Here is a 24,857-nt window from a genome sequence, read left to right on the forward strand (position 1 = left end):
TTATAAAAGGAGTGGGGGTGCTCCGCTCCAAAGAGGGGTAAAAGCGCTCGCTCAAGAGAGAGCCCCGCTTCTAAAAAAACAGCCACCTCTAACCATAGAGGGGCTGTTTTACTTATATTTCCAAGATCTCATTCGCTAATTTTTGTCTGCTCATCCAGTAGCCTTGGAGGGTAAAGACAATGAGGGTTGACCCTAGGAACGCGAGACTTGTGAGGCCCAATGTTAGAAAGTCATAGGACATCGGCGAGCCATCATCAATGAAGCCTAGCATCCTCGTTAAAACGAACCCCAGAAATGTACCGACCGTGAGACCATAAAGGACAAACGATAGGACTTGTGTCAGTATGAGTTTCATCAGCCCATTTGGTGACAGACCAATTAATCGTTGGATGGCATAGTCACTGCGTTTTGTATAAATGGTATGCAGTAATGTTTGGAGGACACCAAGCCCCGTGGCAGCTATTAAAATAACAAAGACGCCAACAAATAAGCTCCACCGTTGGAAGAACATTTCATTGGATTGTGCTAATATGGTCGCTTTATCTGTCAACTTCAGGGCTGGCCAGCGCTGTTCCAAGAATGACAGCTCCGCCAATGTCTGCTCTGGGTGGGATGTTTCTACCATAATGTCTTCGATAATTGGGTGATCCTGTGCCGTGAGGAATGATGACCAATCAACGATTAAATCAGCACGGTGAATAGGTGTATCAGTAATTCCTATAATTTGTAACTCACCAGTAGGCATATCCTGCCGGGCAGTAAAATCATAGGTACCCATCGTTACACGATCACCCACTGCCAAATGATAACGCTCGGCAAAGCCCTTTGTCACGACAAGGCCATTTTGCAAATTTCCTTCCTCAATTTGAGGCAACTTCTTTAATTGCATAAATTTCTTAATATCAATGGTTGTATAGTTCTCTGGTAGCCATTCATCGCCGAGTTGTAGAGCAATATACGCATTATTACTTTGTGTATACGCGTACTGTACGCTTGGCAATGCTTCTATTTCCTCTATCATTGCAGGCGTGATAGTTGGATCATTTAATTCATTATTGATTTTTATGGCTGTTTCGTATTGTGATTCTGTGTAGGCAAGGTCATTGTGTTGTAGGGTTTTCATTAATGAACTTCCAAAGGTTAAAATAACCATTAATCCTATCATGCTGAGCACCACGGGCATATTTTTGCGTACTTGTGGCATGAGCTGCTGGCATGCTAAATAGGCTTCCTTGCCAAGTACCCTTCGAATCGGCTTTAAAGCCAGATGAAGGATGGCTGTAAATAGATAGGGGATTAGTAACAGTAAAATTCCACATACAAATAGTGTTCCGAGTAAAATAAATAAGGCACCTTGATCGCTTCCTGTCCCAGCTAAATAGGCTTGTAAAAAGAAGAAGGTAGCTGACACACCTACAATACTGACAATAATTGTTTTCCATTTTGTCCAACGCAGCTCTAAATTTTCATTATCTGTCGCGATTTGTAATGGCAGTAGTCGAGAGCTTTTCGCTACTTGCCATTTTGTCATCACTTGAAGAATGATGAAGCTGGAAAGGGCAATTAAAAGAATAAACACAATAGGAAGCTCTGTTTTAGCTTCGGGTAAATGCAAAAAGCTAATTAATTGTGGTAGCCAGCTTTTTATTATCACAAGGCTCAGCGTTGTTCCAAGCATAACGCCAAAGCTAATGATCAGTGATAGTTGGAGCTTGACTATACGTCCAACCTGTTTCACGGATGCCCCGAGAGCCCGTAAGATCATGAGCTGCTCTTTAATTTTATAAAATAATAGCTGGAATGTGGACAGCAATAGGACACTTGAAATGAGTAAAATAAAAACGGATAGTACAATCATAAAAACCATTAAGCTCTGTAAATTTCTTTTAATGACATCGTAATCACTCATAACATCAACACGTAATGTTGCATCCAGTTGTTTGATTTCTGCGCCTACAGCCTTGGCACGCCCCTCATCAGTTTTAATGAGCGCAAATATGCCTGCCGTTTGTGGCTGACTGTTGTTCATCCATGCCTTAACTACGTCATTCGCTAAGAGGATGATATTAGGGCTGTCAGTGCCGTTCATCGTCGGTAAAATTTCTTGCACGATAAAATCCTTTGATTGAATATGAATAGAGTCCCCAACTCGTTTGTTGAAAAGACGGGCAACATTTTCCGAAAGAATGGCATCGTTCGGTCCAAGATTGACCGCAAAATGGTAGCGACTTTTCACAAGGTCATCATTTTCAACGCCAACGGTATAAAATGCGGTGTATTTTTCATGTTCAACGATTGTATGGGCTATCGATAAGCGGGACACTTGTGTGACACCGGCTAGAGTAGAAAGCTCCTCTATTTGATTTGTCGTCAACAATTTTTGCTGATCAGGATTATAACCAACCATTAAATCCATTTCCCCATACAACGCTTGGATGTCTGCCTTCATCTGGCTATTCGCATTCCAAATGTAGACGGTCATCGTCATCACCAGGCAAATCGAGATCGTAATAATACTAATACTCGTTAGGACATTTGCCCAAGCTGCACGAAAAAGCTTGAGGGCAATATTGCGCATCGTAAACATTAGCGATCCCCCCTCGTTATTTCCTTGAATTTCATTAGAATACAATCTAAATCCTCTTCATTTTGCCGGTTTTGATAGGAATCCACAATCGCCCCATCATGGAAGAACAATACCCGATTGGCATAGGTAGCCACATAGGGGTCATGTGTGACAAGTAATATCGTTTGCTGGTTCTTTTTTTGCAGAGCAACAAGCAGCTCTAAAATTTCATCTGTTGTATGAACATCCAAAGCCCCCGTTGGCTCATCTGCAAGTAAAATAGGAGGATTGGCAATAATCGCTCGCGCAATGGCGACACGTTGCTTCTGTCCACCAGAAAGCTCATGTGGTCGATGCTTTGCCCAAGCAGCGATGTTTAAGGTTTCCATCATATGCTGCACACGCACCTTAATCTCCTTGCTAGGAATATCATTTAAAATAAGGGGAAGTGCAATATTATCCTCGACGGTTAAATCCTTTAGCAGATGAAAGGATTGGAAGATAAAGCCGATATTTTCTTTTCGGAATTGCGATGCTTTTGGCTCTTGATAAATAGCCTGCGCTTCCTTGCCAAATAAAAATAATGCTCCATCTGTTGGCTCATCAATGGCACTGATCATATTTAGAAGAGTACTTTTACCAGAGCCGCTTGTCCCCATAATCGCCACCATTTCCCCTTGATAAATGGTGCAATGGATATTTTTCAAGGCATTCACAGTATGATGCTTTTGCTGATAAATTTTGGACATCCCTTCAACACGTAGCACCTCTGTTAAACGTCCTTCAGGGATGGGTATTGCATTAATGACTTCTTTCAGCGGATTGAACCCACTCATCGAGATATGCCCCCTTTAATTGTTGTCGTAATGCATGCAAGCCACGGCGAATATGTGTTTTCACGGTACCTTCAGGGCATTGCAAAATCGCCGCAATATCCTTGACAGAGTAGTCTTGATAAAATCGTAGTAATAGCACCGTTTTGTACTTTTCCTCAAGCCTGCAAAGAGCCTGCCATAAATCCAGCTCTTCTTCGATGTATGTAGGAGATGCACTTGTTAAATCCTCGAAAGTTTGTGGTTCAACAGGCATAACTGTTTTTTTCTTCGCAATATAGGTTTTACAGCAATTTATCATAATGCGGGTAAGCCAAGTGGCAAAATAGTGAGGCTCCTTTAATTGCGGTAGCCCCTCATAGGCTCGAATAATGGTTTGCTGAAAAACTTCTACGGCGTCGTTTTCATTTTGTACGTAGACATAGGCCATTCGGTAAAGCTTATGCTGCTCCTGCTCAATGAGCTGATAAAACGCCTGCTCATCACCTTGTTGGGCTAAGGCTACAAGAGTTTGTTGGGTGCTCGTAATGAAAATCGCCTCCTTTTCGACCATTAGACTCAGCAAGTCATCATTTCGATTCAAGTTTTTTATTTTTATTGAGAAACGTCATAAGCATACCCATTTAATAGAAGGTTATCAATTTACTGCTATAATGATAGTGGCTTCATCAAAAAAAGGAGTGAGTTTATGAGCAGAAAGCCTATTTATGTCGAGATAGACATTCAGGCTCCTATAGAGAAAGCATGGGATTATACACAAAATCCTCATCTGCATGAGCAATGGGATTTACGTTTTACATCGATTACATATATTCCGAAAAAAGCACCCGAGGAGCCACAGCGTTTTACCTATGAAACGAAGGTAATGCCAGGCTTACAGGTAAGCGGCTGGGGAGAAAGCAAGGGGGAGCATCATAAAGAAAATGGCACGCGAACATCCTCACTGCATTTTGGTACGCCTCAAAAGCGCTCACCCATAGCGGAGGGAAAAGGCTATTGGCAATATATCCCGCATCAACAGGGGCTGACATTTCTGACCCAATATGATTATGATACACGCTATGGCAAGCTTGGCGTATTCTTTGATTTATTTTTTCGTCCATTAATGGGGTGGGCGACGGCACTCAGCTTTGACGTTTTAAAAAGATGGCTAGAAAAAGGAGAAAATCCTACCGCACAGTATAGACGATTCTTTTTAACGATGCTTCTGTGTCTATTCTTTTGCTTTGTCTGGTTCTATCATGGTCTTGTACCGAAGATCATCCATTTGCATCCGCAGGAATTAAAGATGACCGCTTCATTACTAAACCATGCAGATCAGCTAGTTATGTGGATAGGGGTTGCGGAAATTCTCTTTGCTTTTTGTTGGCTTTACCCGCGAGGAAAACGCTGGCTCTTTGGCATGCAAATCATCGTTTTTCCGCTCTTGACGATAGCTGCTATTGTTGCGGACCCGACAAGTGTACAAGCACCCATTAATCCACTTACCTTTAATAGTGCTTTATGGGTGTTGTCGATTGTCGGATTTAGCTTAAGTAAGGATGTACCGAGTGCTAAAAGTTGTAAAAGAAAGCGAGGATAACAAGGATGACGATCTATCAAACATTATTAGGGGATGATTTTGCAAGACTTCATCCGATGCTACAACAGCGTTATGCGTTACCAATTGATGAATCATTTTTTGCTAAGGGCGTGATGCATCAAATAAAATCTGGTGCTAAATGGATGTGTCCCTTCTATACACTGGCTGCGAAAACGCGATTTCTGTTTCCAGAGTCAGGGGAGGATATCCCCTTTACTATTTCGAATACATGCAGAGCCCTGCCAAGTGGGGAACTAGAGGTACTATGGGAGCGCACCTTTTATTTCCCGCAGAAAACAAGGCATTTTGATGCAAGGATGACCATTGATCCAATCCAAAAAATTGTGAAAGATTATTTAGGCACACCCGCTCTTTTTTATTCCGATTTGCACTTTACGGTGACACGAGCGGGGACATTGGTTATTCGTTCAGGTAAGCAGCGCTTTGTCCTCTCGCGTTTCGAATGCCCGATGCCTAGACTGTTAGAGGGGCGAGTCATTGTAGAGGAAGGCTTTGATGAATCGAAAAATGTCTTTACCATTCATGTCTCCATCCATAATCCATTCATAGGGAGGCTCATGATGTATGCTGGTGAATTTACGCAACAATCGAAGTAATTTCATTTTTTTACTAGGGATTTTGTTCACGGTGATGTGCTATGTGCTTAGTGGGCAACCCAATTACTTATGGTTACTAACCGTTGCTCAACTAGTTTTCGTTCCCACCATGGTATCAATGGTTGTGGATGTTCAGAAAGTCGGCACAGCCATTACTATGGGGATGATGCTAGCCGTTACACTGCTGCATTGGTCGAAGGATGGCGTTTTGGCTAATGTTTTGGCAGGCATGTATGTACTGTATACCTTCTATATCGCCATGCAAGGCGTGAAAAGATTTTTACAACGAGGTTTTACAAATATTGAGGAGTTTGCTATCGACATGGGGCTTTTCTACCTAGCCCTCGGTGGTCTGTGGTTTTTCGCCTATGTCACCAACATGGATACTGGTTTTTCACCATTAATAACGTGGTTAACGGCCATTCACTTTCATTATTCGGCTTGTTTATTACCCATTTCAGTCGGACTTTTAGGTCGATTACATGATAGTAGCGGCTACCGTGTGATGGTGATAATGTTGCTGGCAGGACCACTCCTTGTTGCGATAGGTATTGCCTTTTCCATTCTCATCGAAATCATCGCAGTCGCTCTTTATATTTTCGCCATTTACGGCTTGTTTTTCTTAGCGCTCAAAACAAAGCTTCCGTTTGGACAGGGGCTATTGCTGAGGACTTCCTATGGAGCGCTCTGTCTGACGATTCTTGGATCTTGTCTGTATGTTTACAGTCGTGTCAGCGGAAACATTTCCATCGGCATTCCAGAAATGCTTCAATTCCATGGTGTGATCAATGGTGTTTTCTTTGGGGGAATAGGGGTCATCGCCTGGCTAATGGCTGTCCCCCCAACAACACAGCGTCCGTTTGAGTTCCCTGTAAGCCAAATTCGCGGGAAGCTACATCATGAGAATATACCACACCCTGGCTTGGTCGATGCCTTACAGGATTTTGTTGATACAGCAAAGCTACCGCCTGTCATTCCACATTTTTATGAGTATACGACGACCTATCGGCTGCTTTCGACGGTGCAATGGAAGGCTTGGTTTCGACCTTTTGCCTTTCTGTATCAAGGAATGAGCCGTTTGCTCCAACAGCTCAATTTACCCTTTTCCAGTAAGCCAGTTGAGATGACGGGTAGCATTGTTCAGGTCGATCCTGCACGAGATAGCCGTCCGTCTCCACGTGCATGGATTCGGACAATTCATCAGCAAACCGTTTTTGTTGCGATTTATTCGAAGCACACAAGCGACGAAACGACCTATATGAATATAGCCTTACCACTCCCGTTCTCAACAATGGTTGGCATTTTGTATGCCTATGAAGAAAATGGTCAGCTACACCTAACAAGTCGCCATGATGGAGATGCAGGAATTTATTTGGCGATAGGAAAAAATGTGATGAGGCTACCCCTACAGGAGCATTTTCAAATTTCTGCGGTAGATGACAAGACATTGTCAGCACGCCATCAGATGACGTTATTTGGTATTCCATTCCTACAAATTGATTACCATATTAAAAGAAATGCATAGATTGGCAGGAATTTCCTCAACCGAACGAGAAGGTCCTATTATAGAGACAAATAACAAGGAGTGATGGAAGGCTTGCGTTTAACAAAAGGAATTTCTGGTTTCGATGCAGCGCATTTAATTGAGCAGGACATGCGCATGTTTCAGTCGATGGTGTACCATTTAGTGACAAGCGAACAACGAGCGAAAGTAAGGCAATTTATTGATCAAGCGCCCTTTGTCTATATGCAGGCAGTGATTGAAATCGATGGAGAAACACTGACGATTCTTCATCATCGTTTGATGCCGTACATCGCATTTGCCAAGCAGGAGGTGAATAGCTTTACCTTTTTATCCAAGCCTCACCTGCATAAATATTTTCCTATGCGAAAATGCTTGGAAGCGGAGACACTTACAACATTACTAACAAAGGATGAGGCGTTCCATAGCCTATCTGCTACAGAATGGAAATACGTCTCTTATTTTAATAGTCAAACAATTGGCGATGTAATGTTCAATGGCTGGGATTAAGGATAGTACTATAGGCGTGCGATAAAAGATGCTATAAAAAACATTATATTGACCAAGTTATTTCTGGAAATATAGCAAAAATTCCTAAAACCGCTAATCGTCCTAATTAAATGGTAGATTTTTAAGGATGGAATAGATTAGGAAAATAAGGGGTTTTTGCAAATGAAGTTCAAAACAATCAGTAGACGCATTGTTTTTTCCTTTAGCATTGTGATTGCAATCATGATAGGATACATTGTTTACAATTACTTTGCCATCAAGCAAAGCAATGATGCGACAGAGCAAATTGTACAGCAAGAATTACAACTATTAATCATCGATTACGAGCAGGCACAGTCCATTGATTTAAGAATAGCGGCAGCTAGAGGCTATGTGCTTTCTGGGAGAGAAAAGTATAAAGAGATATTTCAGGATAATGTTGCAAAGGAACTAAGCAATGAAGAAAAGCGATCAGCATTATCTTCCTCAGGCGAATTCGGACAATTTGCGGAAATGTCTAAGGAATGGAACCGTTATATTGAGCAAGAGGTATTTGCGGTATATGATCAAGGGAACACCGAGCTGGCTACCCAAAACCTCACAAAAATGGATGACACAGCTACGACCATTCGTGAAGGCTACGAAGACTTAGCGGCGCAACGAAAGCTAGCCATTAATGAGGTAGGGACGGACAGCATTGCTGCTGGAGAGCAGAAACAGCGAATCGCCATTATCGTAGGTATTGTGATTGTTCTTCTAGCAGTGATAATTGAGCTATTAAGTGCTCGTGGTATTTCAAGACCAATCGTGACGTTAACCAAGCGTATGCAACAAATGACCAATGGCGATTTAAGTGAGCCGCCTTTGAAGGTTCAATCGAAGGATGAAGTAGGGCAACTGATGGAAGCGACCAATACGATGTCAGATATTTTAAATCGTCTATTAAAGCATATTCAAACGGTGTCCAATGATGTAGCGGCACATAGTGAGGAGCTTCTTCAGTCGACTTCTGAGGTCAAAATGGGGACAGAGCAAATTGTTCATACGGTTACAGAAAAGGCAAGTGGGACAGAATTACAGGCAGATCATGCCTCTGATGTCGCTTCCGCAATGAATGATTTTACTAGCAAAGTCACTACGGTTCATCACGGCAGTAAAGATGTTCAACAGTATTCGCAGAATGTAAAGGCTTTAACACAAGAAGGTAGAAGCTTAATGACCACTTCCACCAAACAAATGGAAGCCATCCAGCATACAGTGAAGGACGCGGTGAATCAGGTAAATGGCTTAAGTAAGCAAACACAGGAGATTTCTAAGCTTGTAGCGGTCATTCAAACGATTGCTGCCCAAACTAATTTACTCGCATTGAACGCAGCGATTGAAGCAGCTAGAGCTGGGGAACAGGGGAAAGGCTTTGCCGTGGTGGCCGACGAGGTTCGAACATTAGCCGAACAGGTCGCCTTCTCCGTCGATGATATTACAGCGATTGTCAGAAAAATTCAGGATGATTCCGATACAGTAACCTCCTCGCTAGAGCAAGGCTATGAGGAAGTCGAAAAGGGCACAACACAAATGGCCGCAACCAATACGACATTCAACCAAATTGCGGATGCTATTGAGGCCATTGCGACAGGCATTGAAGGTATGTCAGTGGAGCTAGCTGAGGTTGTTCACAATACTGTCACGATTAATAAAGCAGTCGATGAAATTGCTGCTGTCTCCGAACAATCAGCGGCAGGCATTCAGGAAACATCGGCTACCATTGAGCAAACTGCAAGCTCCATGGCGGAAATTAAACATAGTGCCGAGCATTTAGCAGAAATGGCTGAACAACTAAATGCCCTGATTCGTCAATTTAAGCTATAGAAAATACTTGTGGATTTCAAACTTCCCTCACATTTCATCTGTATACTAAGGCATTGGAAGGTGGAATCATTTTGAGAAAATATTTACTTTTATTATTGATGAGTACTTTATTCATGGCACCCGTTGCCTACGCCCATACGATGGATAAAAGTACACTATTCACGGATGTCCCTGAAACAGCCGCCAATATTCAGGACATTATGATACTACACAGTATTGGGCTTCTTGGGTACAATGGCAAAGATATGGCCTTAAACCCAACAGACAATCTTTCACGCAAGGACTTTGCAGGCTGGGTAGGTGGCTTTTTCGGCCTTGAGGGAGCAACAGTGGATGAGCTAGCACAAGCAGCTCAAAAAGAGGATTACGTGTCTTCACTAGAGGGAGATATTACGTACAAGGAAATAAATACAGCACTTTTTCATCATAAACTTGAGCTAGCTAATCCTGACGCAACCATGACGAAAGAAGAGTACATTGCATTCTTAACAGAGCACCTTACATTTGATATGGGCGGACATACGCTTATTCAGATGGGCGGCTTTGCAGAAGGACCAACGGGTACGATTGAAGACGTTGTCACAGGTGACCAAACAGGAATCATCATCGACGGTAAAACATACATGCTGTCAGGACACCCTCGCATCTTTGCCGATTCAACAGATGCCAAAAGCTGGGTAGGGCAACAGCTAGAACGTTCTATTTTTACAACAGCAGCGGATCACCATCATGGACATGACGGTGGGCAAGAGGAAAACCACGGGGATCATGCAGAAGGCCATGGTGACAGCCACGAGCATGAAGCATCCGACTCGAATGAAGCAACACTACAATATGTGCAAATTAGCACTGCACAAGTGGTGAAAGAGGATGCCAAAGAAACGGAGTCTTCGAACGCTACACCAAGAGAAGAGCAACAAGCAGCCGCAGCAGATGACACAGCATCCAACTCAAACACAGTTTGGATGATCGCTATCCTAGCAGCACTAGCCGCTATTTTTGTTATTGTATTTGTGAAACGCAAGAAATAATGTAAATGAAAAAAACCAGCAATGACCGAGGGAATTCGGTTGTTGTTGGTTTTTTTAGCGAATAATAGATTGCAAGGGTTTAAATGCCACTTGCTAATAAAAATGCCTTCAGTTGGACAATATCTTCCTAACCTATTTACTTATTATAAATCCACTTAGTTAATGAAAAACGAAATATCTTTATCAGCTGTCTATCTCTTCACAAAATTTAAATTCCACTTAGTTAATGAAAAACTGGAACGGGTGACGCAAAGGTTTTCCCACGCTACAAATTTAAATGCCACTTAGTTAATGAAAAACGCCAAGCTATCGCCAAAGTGTTAGCTGAACATATATTTAAATGCCACTTAGTTAATGAAAAACATTTAGCGTAGGAGCGATTGGATGATAAAAGACAGATTTAAATTCCACTTAGTTAATGAAAAACGTACTTATTCATTTCGGATGGACTTAGCTTTTCAATATTTAAATTCCACTTAGTTAATGAAAAACTATCACTATGAAAGTTTATATAACACATATACAAAAATTTAAATTCCACTTAGTTAATGAAAAACTTTAAAACAGATAAGTCAGGACGTGCAATAGCAGCATTTAAATTCCACTTAGTTAATGAAAAACTTTAATGAGTATGGCTTAACGCTTTATGTTGGAGACCAATTTAAATTCCACTTAGTTAATGAAAAACCAAGAGGTGTGTCTGCTGATGCATCTACAATTTCCATTTAAATTCCACTTAGTTAATGAAAAACCCCCCTTAAGCATAATCAAAAAAACCTTATTTTTCAACGCTTTATCAGGTTGTACTTTGAGACTAATATCATTTTTTTGCAGTTAATCGGTATTCCAATAACATGCCTTTGCAATCAAAGGCCCTTAAAGCTAGATATGATAAGTTTTAAAAAGATCAATGTTGTAAATGATTCACTGCACTTGTACAAAAAAGTCTTCAAACAAATTAATAATTACTTGAAAAAATATTTATTTGTATTCTACTTATTTAAAAAGAACCTTCTATTCTAATCAAGAATAGGAAAGAGATTAATAAGCACCAAAATCTAAAGTAAACATAATGCCTATATAATTGTCAAAAAATGTTGATGAGTGACGAAAAAAAGATTAGTATATAAGTAAGTTTAATTTTGGGTAATAAGCCTATTTTTAACTATATCTAGGTTAAACAAGGAAATGAAAAGGAGGTGAAGCCAAATGAGGTTGCAGATCATTATGGAAGCGGAGAAAATACCTAAGCATTATCATTTTTTAGCTGGGAGTGTAGTTAAAGCCGGACTATCTTCTGTCAATCCAGAATTAAAGGAAAGTTTGTATAGCTTTGAGGAACATCAAGCTAACAAGGCGATGCGTCCTTTTACAGGAGCGATTTATTTAAATGGTTACACGCTAGAAGGTGATGAATTTATCATCCATCAAGACATTCGTATGACCATTTCTTCTTCTGATATAAATTTTATGATAACTCTGTATAATGGCTTACTTGAGCATCAGCAAATGCAATATAAGTCATACACCCTACACATTAAGCATGTTAAATTTTTATCTGAAAAATTACCTACAAAATCTCAAGCTCTATTTAAAACAAACAGCACCATCGTTATTAAAGATAAAAACAATCAATATTTAAATATTGATGATCCTGATTATGAGAAGGAATTGAATTATGCAGCAAATGAATGCCTAAAATCTGTTGCTGGGCGGCCATTGCATCAGCCACTAGTTTTTACACCTGTAATGATGCATAAAAAAGTTGTGCAGTTAAAGTCTGACAAGTTTAAAAATTTAAATGAAAAAGGAATTCTTTATTTGAATGGTTTTGAAGGAAGCTTTGTACTAGGAGGATATCCAGAAGATTTAGCTTTATTAACGCAGACGGGTATTGGTTTTAGAAGATCACAAATGCTAGGCTGCATTGAAATGGTGAATGAATAGGAGGTGAAGTGAATGATTGAACTACAGTTAGATGAATCAATTTACAATGCCAGTATTTTGGGACTTTGCCGTGTATTTGACTATGCAAAGCTAGAGTATAGTAAGAGCGATTATCAGACTATTAGTTTTCCAGAAAGCAATTTAGCGAACTTTGAAGAACATTATTTTGCCTATTTATCTGCTCAATATGGACATGAAACAAATTACTATAAAATGACTAATCCTACTATTGTAGAGTTTTTATTAAGAGCGAAAACTGACATTGGAGATGAAAAAAACTTAGAACGGCTCAATGCCCATATTGAAAAAGTGAAATACTGGCTGTCATCGAATAGTTATAAGAATGTCTATCCATTTCTGTCTGCGATTCCATTTGATTTTTTAGAGGCTGCAAAAAGTTTAAAAAAGGTAACACAGAGGAAAAAAGAAACCTTGGAACAAATACAGCCGCAAATTGGAGACGCTGTGGACGCATTACTACAAATTGTCGAGCATTTAAAGCATAAGGATGCAAAGCGATTTATCATCCCACGTGTCCTTACATATCAAGTTATTCAAGGTTTTTGGTCCAATGTCTCCTTCCTAAATAGCAATGCGAGTAAAAAGGATCTCTATGAAGAATATTTTAATTACTTCATCAAACCTGCTCAAGATTTTCTAACGTCAAAGAAAGATGAAAAAAAGTACGGAAAAAATAAATTAACATGTGCGTGCTGTGACAATAAAATGAAGTCTATCTCAGAGGCATTTGATCTTACTTGGGTACAAAATTTAGGGGTTGATGGGGCAAGAAAATCCTCTCATTATTGGAACCATCAGCGCAATTTATTTATTTGTCCAATCTGTAATATTGTGTATAGTTGTCTGCCATTAGGCTTCACATTGAAAAATGGGATAGGTCTCTTTATCAATAGCAATCAATCCATTGTCGAGTTACTAGCTTACAATAAAATCCAGTTGCGCAACGATAGAGGAGAAGAATATACACGCGATAAGCTGGAGGAAATGGCATATTCAAAAATTATCAATGAAATGTATCAACACGCAGAAAACAAGAAGAATGTAGAAATTGATAATATCCAGATTGTTAAATATGACAAAAATAATGAATCCAGACCTTATACATTCAATATGTTATCCCGGGACAAAGCACAGCAGCTTTATGATAGCCGGAATGACTTCCATTACTTGACGGGGAAATTTGTTAAGGAAAATGGAGACTATATAAGCCTCTATCAAGAAGTTATTCGACGTTTTTATAATGGACAACGCTTTAGTGATTTACTCTATCGTTTAATACGTTTAGTAATCGATGATAAATATGCGGATACTTTTTCTATCTATAAAATTCTGAAAATTTCAAATTATGCATTAAATGGAGGTTCACATTATATGACAGATAAAGAGTTAAGAAGTATTCGGATTAGCGGCTACGAATTAAGAAAAGTATATCGAGGTCAAGAAACAAAATTAAATGCTATTTCACACCGTTTGTTAAATGCTTTAAAAGTAAAAAATCCTAATAAATTTATGGAAACAATTGTACAGGCGTATAGCTACAAACGCCATGAAAAATTAGGTATCCCCCTATTTTTCACAACAACACTCAGTGATATTGAAAAATTCCAAACAATTGGCTACGCATTTTTAATAGGATTAAATGGAAAAGATTTCGAAAAAGAGGATATGGCAAAGGAGGAGCAAGTAAATGAATAAAAAAGGATTAACAGTCAGTATGATAGTTGAAGCAGAAAGTGCCAACTATGGTGAGGGTGTTGGTAACGTTGCTTCTTTGAAAAAAATTTCCCGCGGAGATCATGAAGTGTACACGTATATTTCACGTCAAGCATTGCGTTATAACATTGTCGAACAAATGGATATCAATCACACGCCATTAGGTATGGATGGCTCCGTTATTCAATTTCACCCAGATGCAACAATCGCAGATTATCCTGAAATTGATTTGTTCGGCTATATGAAAACGGTAAAACCAACGAGAACTCGTGCTGCCGTGGTACGCTTATCCAATGCTGTCGCATTGGAAAGTTATAATACAGATTTAGAATTTTTAACGAACAAAGGGTTGTTTGACCGCCATAAAAGTGCAACAGCTAATGAGGAATTAAGAGGTGGAAATATTGCACAAAGTGAAATTCATAAATCCTTTTATGCTTACACACTGACGGTGGATTTAGATAAGATTGGGATTGATACAAACGATCAAATCGAAATTCCATTAGAGGAACGTGCTAAGCGTGTTATTTCTTTATTACGTACATTAAAATTTTTATATCGTGATATAAAAGGGCGTCGAGAGAATTTAGCTCCAATTTTTGCTATCGGTGGTGTCTATGATTTAAAAAATCCATTTTTCGAAAATCGGTTAAAGCTTCAAAATAATAAGCTTGCCGTTGCAACGGTTGAGGGAGTTTTAGCATTGGATTCACATATTCAACAACATACACATGTTGGCTTAGTCAAAGGATTATTAGCAAACGACGAGGAAATTGAGCAAAGTTTACAAGCAAAACCAATGGCAGACTTCTTCGCGCAGCTAGAGCAGGCTGTATCAGACTATTATAAGTAAGCAGGTGAACATATGAAGGGGATTCGGATTGAGGCTTATCAGAACCTAGTGAATTACAAAAAGCCTACGAGTTTTCAATTAAAGGAATCATATCCACTGCCCCCATACTCAACTGTTATTGGCATGGTGCATGCGGCATGTGGCTTTACAAGTTATGTGCCAATGCAGGTGAGTATTCAGGGGAAATATCATGCAAAGGTCAATGATTTATGGACGCGCTATGAGTTTGCTGGTAGTTCGTATGAGCAAGGTCGCCATCAGTTGAAAGTGGAGTTATCAGATGGGAAAGCACATGGGATTACACGCGGTGTTTCCACAACAGAGCTATTAGTAGATGTCGAACTAGTATTGCATATTGTACCAAAGGACAAGCAATACATTCCAATCATTATCGACGCACTAAAATCACCTGCTGAATATTTATCACTAGGTAGACGAGAGGATTTATTGCAGATTAATGTAGTGACGGAAGTGGAGTTAGAAATTCAAGAAATGGAAGAAGACATGAGAGTTGATTTTGATATTTTTATTCCGCAATCGATGACCAAGAATGATATTTATGGAAAAGTCGGTACATCCTATCGTTTAAATAAAATATATAAATTATTAGAAATTGCTAAAGGAAAGCACATTCGTCAGTGGGAAAAAGTGATTGTTTCCCATGTACCGGCTTCTTCAACTAACTATCTTGCTGCATATGAAAACGTGCTTTTCGATAAGGATGGCTATACCGTATTTTTAGTATAAGAGTGGGGGAATGTTCTCCATTCTTTTTTTATAAGGAGGTTTGTAGATGTTTGAAAAGCTACTAGCAAAATCAGCAACAAAAACATCCGCCGCACAAACGATTATTGAGCATACAAACCATTTAATTAAAAAATGGGAAATATTTCGTAAGATTTATCCAAATGCACTGTCAAAGAAAGATTGGGACATTTTATTACAAGCGGTGAAGTACCATGATTTAGGAAAGGCAAATACCAAATTTCAGAATAAAGTACGCACAATAGAAGAGCGTATAGAGGATTTATTTCCTGAAATAGATGAAATTCCTCACAATTACTTAAGCTGTGCATTTATGCCGATTAAAAATCTAATCACTCACTATGGTAAAGAGGATGCTAAGTTATTAATTTTAGCTGTTTATTATCACCACGAACGAGCAGAGCAAAATATGTACGAGAGTGGTGATGAGATTAAAAAGGATTTACAAAAATATGTGTCACTATTAAATGATGATTTTAATATTCGTGAAGAACCTAAATTTGATTATCGAAAATTTACCGATCGAAAATTTCTTAAAAACCGTGAGCAACTGTATCGTTTCGTTCGCATAAAGGGCTTATTAAACAAGTTGGATTATGCGGCAAGTGGAGATTATGAAGTTGAAATTCCTCCTGAAGATTTACCGCAAAAAATGAAAAAGTATTTTGATAATAAAAAGCGCACTAGGAATGAGTTGCAAGACTATTTATTTACTCTCCAACAAGAGAATCATATAGTCATTGCGTCAACGGGTATTGGGAAAACAGAAGCAGCTCTTTGGTGGCTTGGTAATGACAAGGGCATTTTCACGCTGCCATTAAAAGTGTCCATCAATGCGATTTATGACAGATTGATTAATGAAATTGGCTGCAGCAAAAAGAATACAGGATTGCTACATAGTGGTATGCATGCTGAATATGTCAAACGTGCAGATGAGCAAGACCTTGATTTAATAACGATTACACATGCGAAAAATTTATCTATGCCGCTTACAGTGACGTCAATCGATCAAATTGTTGATTTTGTCGGGTTATATCCAGGCTTTGAAATGAAACTTGCCACATTAGCCTATAGCAAAATTATCATTGATGAAATTCAAATGTACAGCGCAAGATTAGCTGCCTTTATCGTAATAGGGTTGAAGTATGTTACGTATATAGGCGGTAAGTTTTTAATTATGACTGCCACATTGCCACCACTTTTTATAGAAGCGTTGAAACGATTGGAAGTGCCATTTGAAAAACGAGAAGACCCATTTTTAAAATTCAATGCCAATAATCAGCCAATTAAGCGTCATTTTATGCAAATCGTTGAAAAGGATTTGACGATAGAAGAAATTTTAAAGCATCCAATGGAACAAAAGGTATTAATCATTGTGAATACGGTGACGAAAGCACAGCAATTATATAAAGAATTTGAAGAAACAGGGGTAAAGGCTTCTCTTTTACACAGTCGTTTTATCAGCAAGCACCGTCAAGAAAAGGAAGATGCAATTTTAGCATTAGGAAACAAAGATTGCCTAAACATGGGAATATGGATTACTACACAGTTAGTAGAGGCAAGCGTTGATATTGATTTTGATATTTTATTTACTGAGCTTTCAGAGGCATCAGGTTTATTTCAACGTATGGGACGTATTTATCGAACGCGAGATTATGTTAAAAATATACCTAACATTTATGTTTTTACAGGCGGTCCATTACCATCAGGTATTGCAAACAATAAAAAATCTGTTGTTGATTTTACAATTTTTTCTAAATCAAAGGAAGTGTTACTGCAATATAACAATCAGCTAATAGATGAGAAAATTAAAATGAAGATTGTAGAGCAAGTGTATAGTAGAGAAGCTTTAGGAGCAGAGTGCGAATATATTCAAACATTCGATGAAACATTGGCTTGGTATGAGGATTTATCACCTTATCAAGAGGAGAAAAAACCGACTTTAAGAGATATTCAAAATCAATTAGTGATCCCATATGGCGTTTATAGGGAAAATGAATTAGAAATAGAGAATATGAAAAATGAATTAACTAAAAAGTTAGAATTGAAGGCGAAGATTAATTTTTTAATCGAGTTACAAAAATTCACAGTGCCAATCGCCACTTGGGCATACGATAATGCAAGAAAACGAAAAAATGGAGAGATTATTTCAACAATTAGAGTTGATCGCTATACAGAATACCCAGTTGTGACCTATCAATATACAGAAGAACTCGGCTTAATTTTTGCAAATGATGTAGATAGCTTCTTTCATTAATTATGGAAAATGCCATACAAGGGGTGAAAGCATATGCAATGGGACGATTTAAAGGCAACCGGTTTGCAAGTCCAATATTTGAAAGTATGCGAGCGCAAGCTATGGTTACATTCACATCAACTTGGCTTTGAGGATGAGGACGATAAAGTACAACAAGGGAAAGTATTGCACGATACGTCCTATCAACGCCAAAAGTCAAAAGAAGTATTGATAGAAAATTTAATTCGGATTGATATGATGGACAAGCATTATGTAGGAGAAGTGAAATCTAGTAGTAAAATGGAACAGGCTGATAAGGCGCAGCTTCTATATTATTTATTCGTACTTGAGCAAATGGGGATATATCGAAAAGGCAAAATACATTATCCAAAAGAAAAACGTGTTGATGAAATTGAATTAACGGAAGAGGATAGAGAGGCCATTCCTAAATGGTTAGCCCAAATCCAACAAATTATTCAGCTAGACAAGCCTCCTAAGAAGAAAAAATTAAGATATTGTACAAAATGTGCTTATTATTCATTTTGCTGGGTAGGTGAAGAGGATTGAAAAATGTATATTTATTTAATAACGGAAGGATCCAAAGAAAAGATTCTACTATTTATTTAGTATTCGAAGATGGTACGAAAAAAACATTACCAATAGAAAATACAGAAAATCTACATGTATTTGCGGAAATGGACTTTAACACCTCTTTTTTTAATTTGATGAATCAAAAAGATGTAAATATACATTTTTATAATTACTATGGTTACTATTCAGGTAGTTACACACCTAGACGAAAAAAAGTGGCGGGCTTCGTTGATGTTCAGCAAGCAGCCCATGTAATGGACTTTAATAAAAGGCTGTATATCGCACAACAATTTGTCTATAGTGCTATTCATCATATGTTACGCAATATTCGTCGCTACAAAGATGAGGTAGAGCCATTCATCAATGAAATAACACAACTAAAGAAACAAGTTGCAGATGCTACGGACATACAAACCTTAATGGGCATAGAGGGGAAAATTCGCTTTGCTTACTATCAATGCTTTAATGCGATTATTAAAAATCCTGATTTTCAATTTACAAAGAGAGAAAAACGTCCGCCTACAAATCCAATTAATGCACTTATTTCATTTGGCAATAGTTTAATGTATACAGCTGTATTATCTGAAATGTACAAAACGCAATTAAACCCAACAATTAGTTATTTACATGAACCAGGTTCTCGAAGATTTTCCCTATCACTGGATATTGCAGAAATCTTCAAACCGTTGTTAATGGATAATTTAATTTTTATGTTAATAAACAAAAAGATGATTCGTGCTGAACATTTCGAATATATCGAAGAACATATTTGCTTATTAAATGAAACAGGACGTAAAATTTTTATTGCTGAATTCGAAAAACGAATGAGCACTACCATTAAACATCGAAAATTAAACAGACAAACCTCTTACCGATTTTTAATTCGTCTAGAATGTTATAAATTAATTAAACATCTGATTGGTGATGAAGATTATAAAGCATTGAAAGCGTGGTGGTAGCGTGTATGTACTGATTGCGTATGATGTGGATGTGAAACGGGTGGGAAAAGTCCATAAAGTATTGAAAAAATATTTAACGTGGACACAAAATTCTTTATTTGAAGGAGAAATTACTGAAGGACTTTTAAAACAATGCCTAGCTGAATTAGCAACAAAGGCTAATCCGAATATTGATTCAATTTATGTTTACCGAATTGCCAATCCAAAAAATATGAAAAAAACTGTATATGGGGTCGAGAAAGATTTTGAGAGCATGTTTTTATAGTCATCTATTCTATTAGTAAGACTAGAAAAGTGAGTATCGATTGTATTCAAACTCTCTTTTAGTAGAATTGCAGTGAATCATTTTACAACATTATATTCCTTCCAGGCATATCATACCTGCTTTGAGGGCACTTTGATTGCAAAGGCAAATTTCTGGACTACCGATTGACTGCAAATAATCATATTTGTCGCAAATTACAAGCCGTTAAAGCGTTGAAAAATAAGGGTTTTTTGATTATGCTTAAGGTGGGTTTTACATTAACTAAGTGGAATATAAATCTTCTTGCTTGGGGTGCTAGTGTGATTGGTGGTTTGTTTTACATTAACTAAGTGGAATATAAATTTTTTTACCCCCCTCCATAGGTGTCTGTCCGCTAAGTGTTTTACATTAACTAAGTGGAATATAAATAATTTCAAACATTGATGTATAGTAGTTTGGCTATCGTTTTACATTAACTAAGTGGAATATAAATCAATGTATTCGATTTTCAAATTGACGAAAAAATCTAGTTTTACATTAACTAAGTGGAATATAAATGATTACAGACGACACTAAAGGTGCGTTTGTGACGGGTTTTACATTAACTAAGTGGAATATAAATGTAACTGAAATGCCTGTAGAAACGCTTAATGCTCCGTTTTACATTAACTAAGTGGAATATAAATGAACTAATTGAACGAGAAATGCTGTTACATGTGGAAGTTTTACATTAACTAAGTGGAATATAAATTTTGTCGCAAGCAAAGACATGAAACGATTACGTGAAGTTTTACATTAACTAAGTGGAATATAAATTAGGCAGAAGCTAAGTCTTTAACTTTCATTTGACGTTTTACATTAACTAAGTGGAATATAAATTTTGTTATTTTTTCGAGGCTCGGCTGGCGGCTTGCGTTTTACATTAACTAAGTGGAATATAAATCAAATTAATCAATGAAGGTGTAATCGTTGCTTATAGTTTTACATTAACTAAGTGGAATATAAATGAAGTGTTAGCACCGATCAGTGATGTTCGCGCATTAAAGTTTTACATTAACTAAGTGGAATATAAATTTAAAAAGCAGGCAAACAATATCATAACTGATAGACGTTTTACATTAACTAAGTGGAATATAAATCCCACGTAGTCGGATTTAACACAGCAGGGACGCCAGTTTTACATTAACTAAGTGGAATATAAATTTGATAATCGTATTTTCTAGGTCTTGGCATAGCTACCGTTTTACATTAACTAAGTGGAATATAAAGTTGATATTATGTCACTGGAGTGCAGCTGCGCTTTGCGTTTTACATTAACTAAGTGGAATATAAAGATATCTGCGCTAGCTTATCTGGAAACGATAGTATAGGTTTTACATTAACTAAGTGGAATATAAAGGATCCAAGACCGTCTAAAGAATACCGAAGTGTCACTGTTTTACATTAACTAAGTGGAATATAAAGTTAGCGGTTATAAGAGGACAATTCCAATGCATAAGTGTTTTACATTAACTAAGTGGAATATAAAGCCTTATGGGATCGGATACTTCGCACTTCCTCCAGTGTTTTACATTAACTAAGTGGAATATAAAGGATAAATATTTCGTGATGATTGCTCCGAATCTTCCGTTTTACATTAACTAAGTGGAATATAAAGTTTTTATCGTCAATTGTGCCACGTTTGCAGAGCGTTGTTTTACATTAACTAAGTGGAATATAAAGAAAGTACCTAACAATCGTCCAACGTTGCGCAAACGGTTTTACATTAACTAAGTGGAATATAAAGGAGTATGAACAGCGTCAAATAAGGAAAGGTAAAAGTTTTACATTAACTAAGTGGAATATAAAGAGGTAAGACTTTTTTTATGTTATGTTTGTAAAAAAAGTTTTACATTAACTAAGTGGAATATAAATGTTGTGACAGTAGTCGCAGAACCACCATAGTCAAAGTTTTACATTAACTAAGTGGAATATAAATGATGTTATGGCAAAAGGTATCTTTAAAGATGGTTCTAAGTTTTACATTAACTAAGTGGAATATAAATGCGTCCGTTATGCACTGGAGAAGAAGGAACGGTTTCGGAGTTTTACATTAACTAAGTGGAATATAAATTAGGAAAGGAGGGAAAGAATGCGTTTTTTATTCAAGTTTTACATTAACTAAGTGGAATATAAATGCATAAATAGTACCCATGTCTCCACTAAGGTCTGAGTTTTACATTAACTAAGTGGAATATAAATACGAAGAATGGCAAGAAAACGGAACTAAAAGTTAACGGTTTTACATTAACTAAGTGGAATATAAATGTTGCAGGGAAATTGAATTTTGATGCGGTATGGATGTTTTACATTAACTAAGTGGAATATAAATTTAACCATCTTAGCAATAGACCCATCTGCAAAAAGAGTTTTACATTAACTAAGTGGAATATAAATTTAAACCATCTATTCTAGCAGCTAAAAACCACAATGTTTTACATTAACTAAGTTTAATATAAATTTATATCAAGCAAATTTATTGAGTCAATTATTGCGTAGTTTTACATTAACTAAGTGGAATATAAATCAAGAACGTAAAAGATTAATAGTGATTGGAACCAGTTTTACATTAACAAAGTGGAATATAAATATCATTTGTATAGACATGAAAAGCTTCTATGCCAGGTTTTACATTAACAAAGTGGAATATAAATCTGATTGACATGCATAGCGTTCCGTTCTGACTGATCGTTTTACATTAACTAAGTGGAATATAAATGAATACTATGAGAAACTGGATGATGAAAAATTGAAAAGGTTTTACATTAACTAAGTGGAATATAAATATATGTGGGGAAATACATTGCGAAGGCGTGCCTGGGTTTTACATTAACTATGTGGAATATAAATAGACTCTAAAACCCCGATACCAACCAAAAAAACGAACAGCACACCCTTAACCGCTGTTCATTTTTATTGCCTAAAACCATCCCACTTTCATTAAACCGTCAAACATTCCAAATAAACACCTGCATATTCCATCAATTTTACACAAAATTGAATAAGCACAAGCATGTTCGGTATATAAATAGGGTACGAACATTTTTTGGTTAGGAGTGTGTAAATGGCTGTACTTGTGGTGAAGAGGAGCATAATGCATCGTTATCAAAGTATCGGGCAGGCGATTGAAGAGGCGGCGCCTGGGGATATGATTGAAATTCGGGATGGGATTTATGAGGAAAGCTTGGATATTGCTAAGCGGCTGACGTTGTATGGGGTTGGCAATGTGACCATCAAGGGTGGTGTATTTATTCGCTATCAAACTCCTGTCGCGATGCGTAATTTACGGTTCCGGCAAGGGCAGGGGCTATATGTGAAAGGTGATTTACAGCTAGAGAATTGTGTCATTGAGGAGCAATTGATTCGAACGCAGATGATGGTGAGCTATGGTAGTTTGCTGATGAAAAATTGTGCAGTGCTTGCTACGCCACTGAATCATTTTGGTTTGCGTGTGGCGAATGGCTCCAGTGTTATTCTAGTCGACACGACATTTGAGCATCATAGGAAGGCACAGATTATCGCTCAAAACTGTGAGCTGACCTTGACGAATTGTATGCTGTTGGAAGGGAAGAAGCATGGTATTTTTGCGATTCGCCATGTCAAGATGACAATGGAGGACTGTGAAATTCATGGGCATGACAAGGCACAAGTAATTGCTGCGTCGAGTGAGATTACGATGACCAATTGTTTAGTGCACCAAGGGCAAGGGGTAGGCATTCAATTGTTTGATAGCACGACTTTCAGGATGGATGGCTGTGAAATAAAAGAGCATCTTGATACGAATATGGTGGTTCATCGCAGTGAACTAATGGTTTCTGATTCTATTTTTTCAGATGGTCAAAGTCATGGGGTGTATCTTGGAGAAAAAACCGAAGCCAAGTTCTATGATTGTCAAGTTTCTCGGCATGTCAAGGCACAGGTGTTGATAGAAAATAGCAAGGTGGAATTGCATACATGTCATGTTCGTAATGGCATGGCTGTCGGGCTTACCATTGTGGATGAGGCAAATGTTTCGATGAACCAATGTAAAATTCAAAACCATCAGCAATTTCATATTATTGTTGATGCTAGTGGATTAAAGCTACAGCAATCAATTATTCAATTTGGGCAATCAGGTGGTGTTTATGGTAATGAACATGCCAAAATCATGATGCATCATACAACGATTCGAGAGCTGCAAAGCCACCATATCTATATCAACAATGCCCGATTATTTACACAATATTGCACGTTTGAACAAATGGAAGGAAACGGAATTACTTGCATTGATGCAATTTTTGAGATAGCTAATAGCTATTTTAAAGATGGTCAAGAAAGCTCTTATGCCATGATTTGGTCAGATCAATCAATGGGGCGTATTGAAAATTGTAGGGTGGATAAGGCGGCTAGACCATTCTTAGCGCTGTCCAATAAATCATTATTGGAAATGCGTCATACTGATATAGCCGCAGTAAAGGCTCCAGCGGTGGTCCAGGAAAACAGCCAATTATTTGTACAAGGACATGTGCAGTCAGCGACATGGCAGAAGGATACAGCATCAAAGGTTTCTCAAATTGAGGACATGAAATTAGAAATAGTGAAATATGATATTAAAAAAATAATATAAAAGCCGATTATACAAATAAGACAAGTAGTTTCAATTTTGAAATTACTTTTTTTATGGATTCGTGTATTGATATTTCATATATGTGAAAAATGGGTAAAGGAATACGTTTGGGCTGTTAATTAATTTTAATTTGTGCAAAAAAATCTATAATTCGACAAAATGCAAGAATATTTTTATAATGGTATAGATGTCTTGTTGCAATTACTGCAATATTTTGAAATATTCCACAGGGAAACTTATACAATCTTTGTATAAGTTATAACCAACATAATAAAAGTTTTTACTTAATGTAAAATAAATATTAAATAAATGTGGATAATAGATTGATTATTTTCTATGTTTAAACCTATAATTAGTAAAAATGGTTCATGCAATAA

18 protein-coding genes and 2 CRISPR repeat arrays are annotated in these 24,857 nt (G+C 37.6%); of the genes, 15 read left to right on the forward strand and 3 right to left on the reverse strand.

The genetic code is table 11. The features are described 5' to 3' along the window. Window positions 1-112: 112 nt before the first annotated feature. The 3 genes from MKY76_RS10000 to MKY76_RS10010 are packed head-to-tail and all read right to left on the reverse strand — an operon-like array spanning window position 113 to window position 3,982. Complete coding sequence (locus MKY76_RS10000; protein ID WP_342557751.1) at window positions 113-2,587, reverse strand: ABC transporter permease; 2,475 nt, start codon at window positions 2,585-2,587, stop codon at window positions 113-115. Next, window positions 2,587-3,402: an ABC transporter ATP-binding protein gene (locus tag MKY76_RS10005; RefSeq protein WP_082148110.1), complete on the reverse strand. Its 816-nt coding sequence runs from the start codon at window positions 3,400-3,402 to the stop codon at window positions 2,587-2,589. The genes MKY76_RS10000 and MKY76_RS10005 overlap by 1 nt, the downstream gene beginning before the upstream one ends. Further along, the gene (locus MKY76_RS10010) at window positions 3,368-3,982 is read right to left on the reverse strand and encodes a sigma-70 family RNA polymerase sigma factor (RefSeq protein WP_308339955.1); all 615 of its coding nucleotides are present in this window, start codon (window positions 3,980-3,982) and stop codon (window positions 3,368-3,370) included. The genes MKY76_RS10005 and MKY76_RS10010 overlap by 35 nt, the downstream gene beginning before the upstream one ends. Window positions 3,983-4,087: 105 nt before the next feature. On the opposite strand from MKY76_RS10010, the gene MKY76_RS10015 reads away from it, so the two are divergent. From MKY76_RS10015 to MKY76_RS10085, 15 genes are all read left to right on the forward strand, one after another. Next, window positions 4,088-4,981: a DoxX-like family protein gene (locus MKY76_RS10015; protein WP_342557752.1), complete on the forward strand. Its 894-nt coding sequence runs from the start codon at window positions 4,088-4,090 to the stop codon at window positions 4,979-4,981. 5 nt (window positions 4,982-4,986) lie between these two features. After that, entirely contained in the window at window positions 4,987-5,598 is a 612-nt protein-coding gene (locus tag MKY76_RS10020) for a DUF4166 domain-containing protein (RefSeq protein ID WP_115673724.1), read from the forward strand. Further along, window positions 5,567-7,123 carry a YndJ family protein gene (locus MKY76_RS10025; protein WP_342557753.1) on the forward strand — a complete coding sequence of 519 codons (1,557 nt, stop codon included), beginning with the start codon at window positions 5,567-5,569 and terminating at the stop codon, window positions 7,121-7,123. Before MKY76_RS10020 ends, MKY76_RS10025 begins: the two co-directional genes overlap by 32 nt. A gap of 63 nt (window positions 7,124-7,186) precedes the next feature. Continuing rightward, on the forward strand, window positions 7,187-7,630 hold the full coding sequence (locus tag MKY76_RS10030; RefSeq protein ID WP_103117948.1) for a hypothetical protein: 444 nt from the start codon (window positions 7,187-7,189) through the stop codon (window positions 7,628-7,630). Between the two features lie 162 nt (window positions 7,631-7,792). After that, window positions 7,793-9,475: a methyl-accepting chemotaxis protein gene (locus tag MKY76_RS10035; RefSeq protein ID WP_342557754.1), complete on the forward strand. Its 1,683-nt coding sequence runs from the start codon at window positions 7,793-7,795 to the stop codon at window positions 9,473-9,475. Between the two features lie 71 nt (window positions 9,476-9,546). Further along, the gene (locus MKY76_RS10040) at window positions 9,547-10,506 is read left to right on the forward strand and encodes a hypothetical protein (RefSeq protein WP_342557755.1); all 960 of its coding nucleotides are present in this window, start codon (window positions 9,547-9,549) and stop codon (window positions 10,504-10,506) included. A gap of 142 nt (window positions 10,507-10,648) precedes the next feature. Beyond that, window positions 10,649-11,258: direct repeats of the CRISPR family, unit length 29 nt; unit sequence ATTTAAATTCCACTTAGTTAATGAAAAAC. A 457-nt stretch (window positions 11,259-11,715) separates the two neighbouring features. Then, entirely contained in the window at window positions 11,716-12,453 is a 738-nt protein-coding gene (gene cas6 / locus MKY76_RS10045; protein WP_342557756.1) for a CRISPR-associated endoribonuclease Cas6, read from the forward strand. Between the two features lie 12 nt (window positions 12,454-12,465). Then, window positions 12,466-14,169, forward strand: coding sequence for a Cas8a1 family CRISPR/Cas system-associated protein (locus MKY76_RS10050; protein WP_342557757.1), 1,704 nt, complete (start codon window positions 12,466-12,468; stop codon window positions 14,167-14,169). Next, complete coding sequence (gene cas7i, locus MKY76_RS10055) at window positions 14,162-15,040, forward strand: type I-B CRISPR-associated protein Cas7/Cst2/DevR (RefSeq protein ID WP_342557758.1); 879 nt, start codon at window positions 14,162-14,164, stop codon at window positions 15,038-15,040. The genes MKY76_RS10050 and cas7i overlap by 8 nt, the downstream gene beginning before the upstream one ends. A gap of 12 nt (window positions 15,041-15,052) precedes the next feature. Then, the gene (gene cas5b / locus MKY76_RS10060) at window positions 15,053-15,787 is read left to right on the forward strand and encodes a type I-B CRISPR-associated protein Cas5b (RefSeq protein ID WP_342557759.1); all 735 of its coding nucleotides are present in this window, start codon (window positions 15,053-15,055) and stop codon (window positions 15,785-15,787) included. A gap of 46 nt (window positions 15,788-15,833) precedes the next feature. Continuing rightward, window positions 15,834-18,062: a CRISPR-associated helicase Cas3' gene (gene cas3, locus MKY76_RS10065; RefSeq protein WP_342557760.1), complete on the forward strand. Its 2,229-nt coding sequence runs from the start codon at window positions 15,834-15,836 to the stop codon at window positions 18,060-18,062. A 33-nt stretch (window positions 18,063-18,095) separates the two neighbouring features. Then, a complete protein-coding gene (cas4, locus tag MKY76_RS10070) occupies window positions 18,096-18,608 on the forward strand; it encodes a CRISPR-associated protein Cas4 (protein ID WP_016994000.1) in 513 nt (170 codons plus the stop codon). Further along, the gene (gene cas1b / locus MKY76_RS10075; RefSeq protein ID WP_342557761.1) at window positions 18,605-19,591 is read left to right on the forward strand and encodes a type I-B CRISPR-associated endonuclease Cas1b; all 987 of its coding nucleotides are present in this window, start codon (window positions 18,605-18,607) and stop codon (window positions 19,589-19,591) included. Before cas4 ends, cas1b begins: the two co-directional genes overlap by 4 nt. Window position 19,592: 1 nt before the next feature. Next, a complete protein-coding gene (gene cas2 / locus MKY76_RS10080; protein ID WP_009371077.1) occupies window positions 19,593-19,856 on the forward strand; it encodes a CRISPR-associated endonuclease Cas2 in 264 nt (87 codons plus the stop codon). A gap of 249 nt (window positions 19,857-20,105) precedes the next feature. Then, a CRISPR array of direct repeats spans window positions 20,106-22,724; the repeat unit is 28 nt; unit sequence GTTTTACATTAACTAAGTGGAATATAAA. Window positions 22,725-22,968: 244 nt separating this feature from the next. Then, window positions 22,969-24,480, forward strand: coding sequence for a right-handed parallel beta-helix repeat-containing protein (locus tag MKY76_RS10085; RefSeq protein ID WP_257961180.1), 1,512 nt, complete (start codon window positions 22,969-22,971; stop codon window positions 24,478-24,480). Window positions 24,481-24,857: the final 377 nt, after the last annotated feature.

Source organism: Lysinibacillus sp. FSL P4-0201 (assembly GCF_038593425.1).
In the GTDB taxonomy this organism is placed as follows: domain Bacteria; phylum Bacillota; class Bacilli; order Bacillales_A; family Planococcaceae; genus Lysinibacillus; species Lysinibacillus capsici.

Coding starts and splice junctions, on each gene's coding strand:
- cas5b (WP_342557759.1), top strand. CDS start 15,053: ATGAAGGGGATTCGGATTGAGGCTTATCAGAACCTAGTGAATTACAAA.
- MKY76_RS10015 (WP_342557752.1), top strand. CDS start 4,088: ATGAGCAGAAAGCCTATTTATGTCGAGATAGACATTCAGGCTCCTATA.
- MKY76_RS10085 (WP_257961180.1), top strand. CDS start 22,969: ATGCATCGTTATCAAAGTATCGGGCAGGCGATTGAAGAGGCGGCGCCT.
- cas3 (WP_342557760.1), top strand. CDS start 15,834: ATGTTTGAAAAGCTACTAGCAAAATCAGCAACAAAAACATCCGCCGCA.
- MKY76_RS10030 (WP_103117948.1), top strand. CDS start 7,187: ATGGAAGGCTTGCGTTTAACAAAAGGAATTTCTGGTTTCGATGCAGCG.
- MKY76_RS10025 (WP_342557753.1), top strand. CDS start 5,567: ATGCTGGTGAATTTACGCAACAATCGAAGTAATTTCATTTTTTTACTA.
- MKY76_RS10000 (WP_342557751.1), bottom strand. CDS start 2,587: ATGTTTACGATGCGCAATATTGCCCTCAAGCTTTTTCGTGCAGCTTGG.
- cas6 (WP_342557756.1), top strand. CDS start 11,716: ATGAGGTTGCAGATCATTATGGAAGCGGAGAAAATACCTAAGCATTAT.
- MKY76_RS10035 (WP_342557754.1), top strand. CDS start 7,793: ATGAAGTTCAAAACAATCAGTAGACGCATTGTTTTTTCCTTTAGCATT.
- MKY76_RS10005 (WP_082148110.1), bottom strand. CDS start 3,402: ATGAGTGGGTTCAATCCGCTGAAAGAAGTCATTAATGCAATACCCATC.
- MKY76_RS10050 (WP_342557757.1), top strand. CDS start 12,466: ATGATTGAACTACAGTTAGATGAATCAATTTACAATGCCAGTATTTTG.
- MKY76_RS10020 (WP_115673724.1), top strand. CDS start 4,987: ATGACGATCTATCAAACATTATTAGGGGATGATTTTGCAAGACTTCAT.
- cas7i (WP_342557758.1), top strand. CDS start 14,162: ATGAATAAAAAAGGATTAACAGTCAGTATGATAGTTGAAGCAGAAAGT.
- cas4 (WP_016994000.1), top strand. CDS start 18,096: ATGCAATGGGACGATTTAAAGGCAACCGGTTTGCAAGTCCAATATTTG.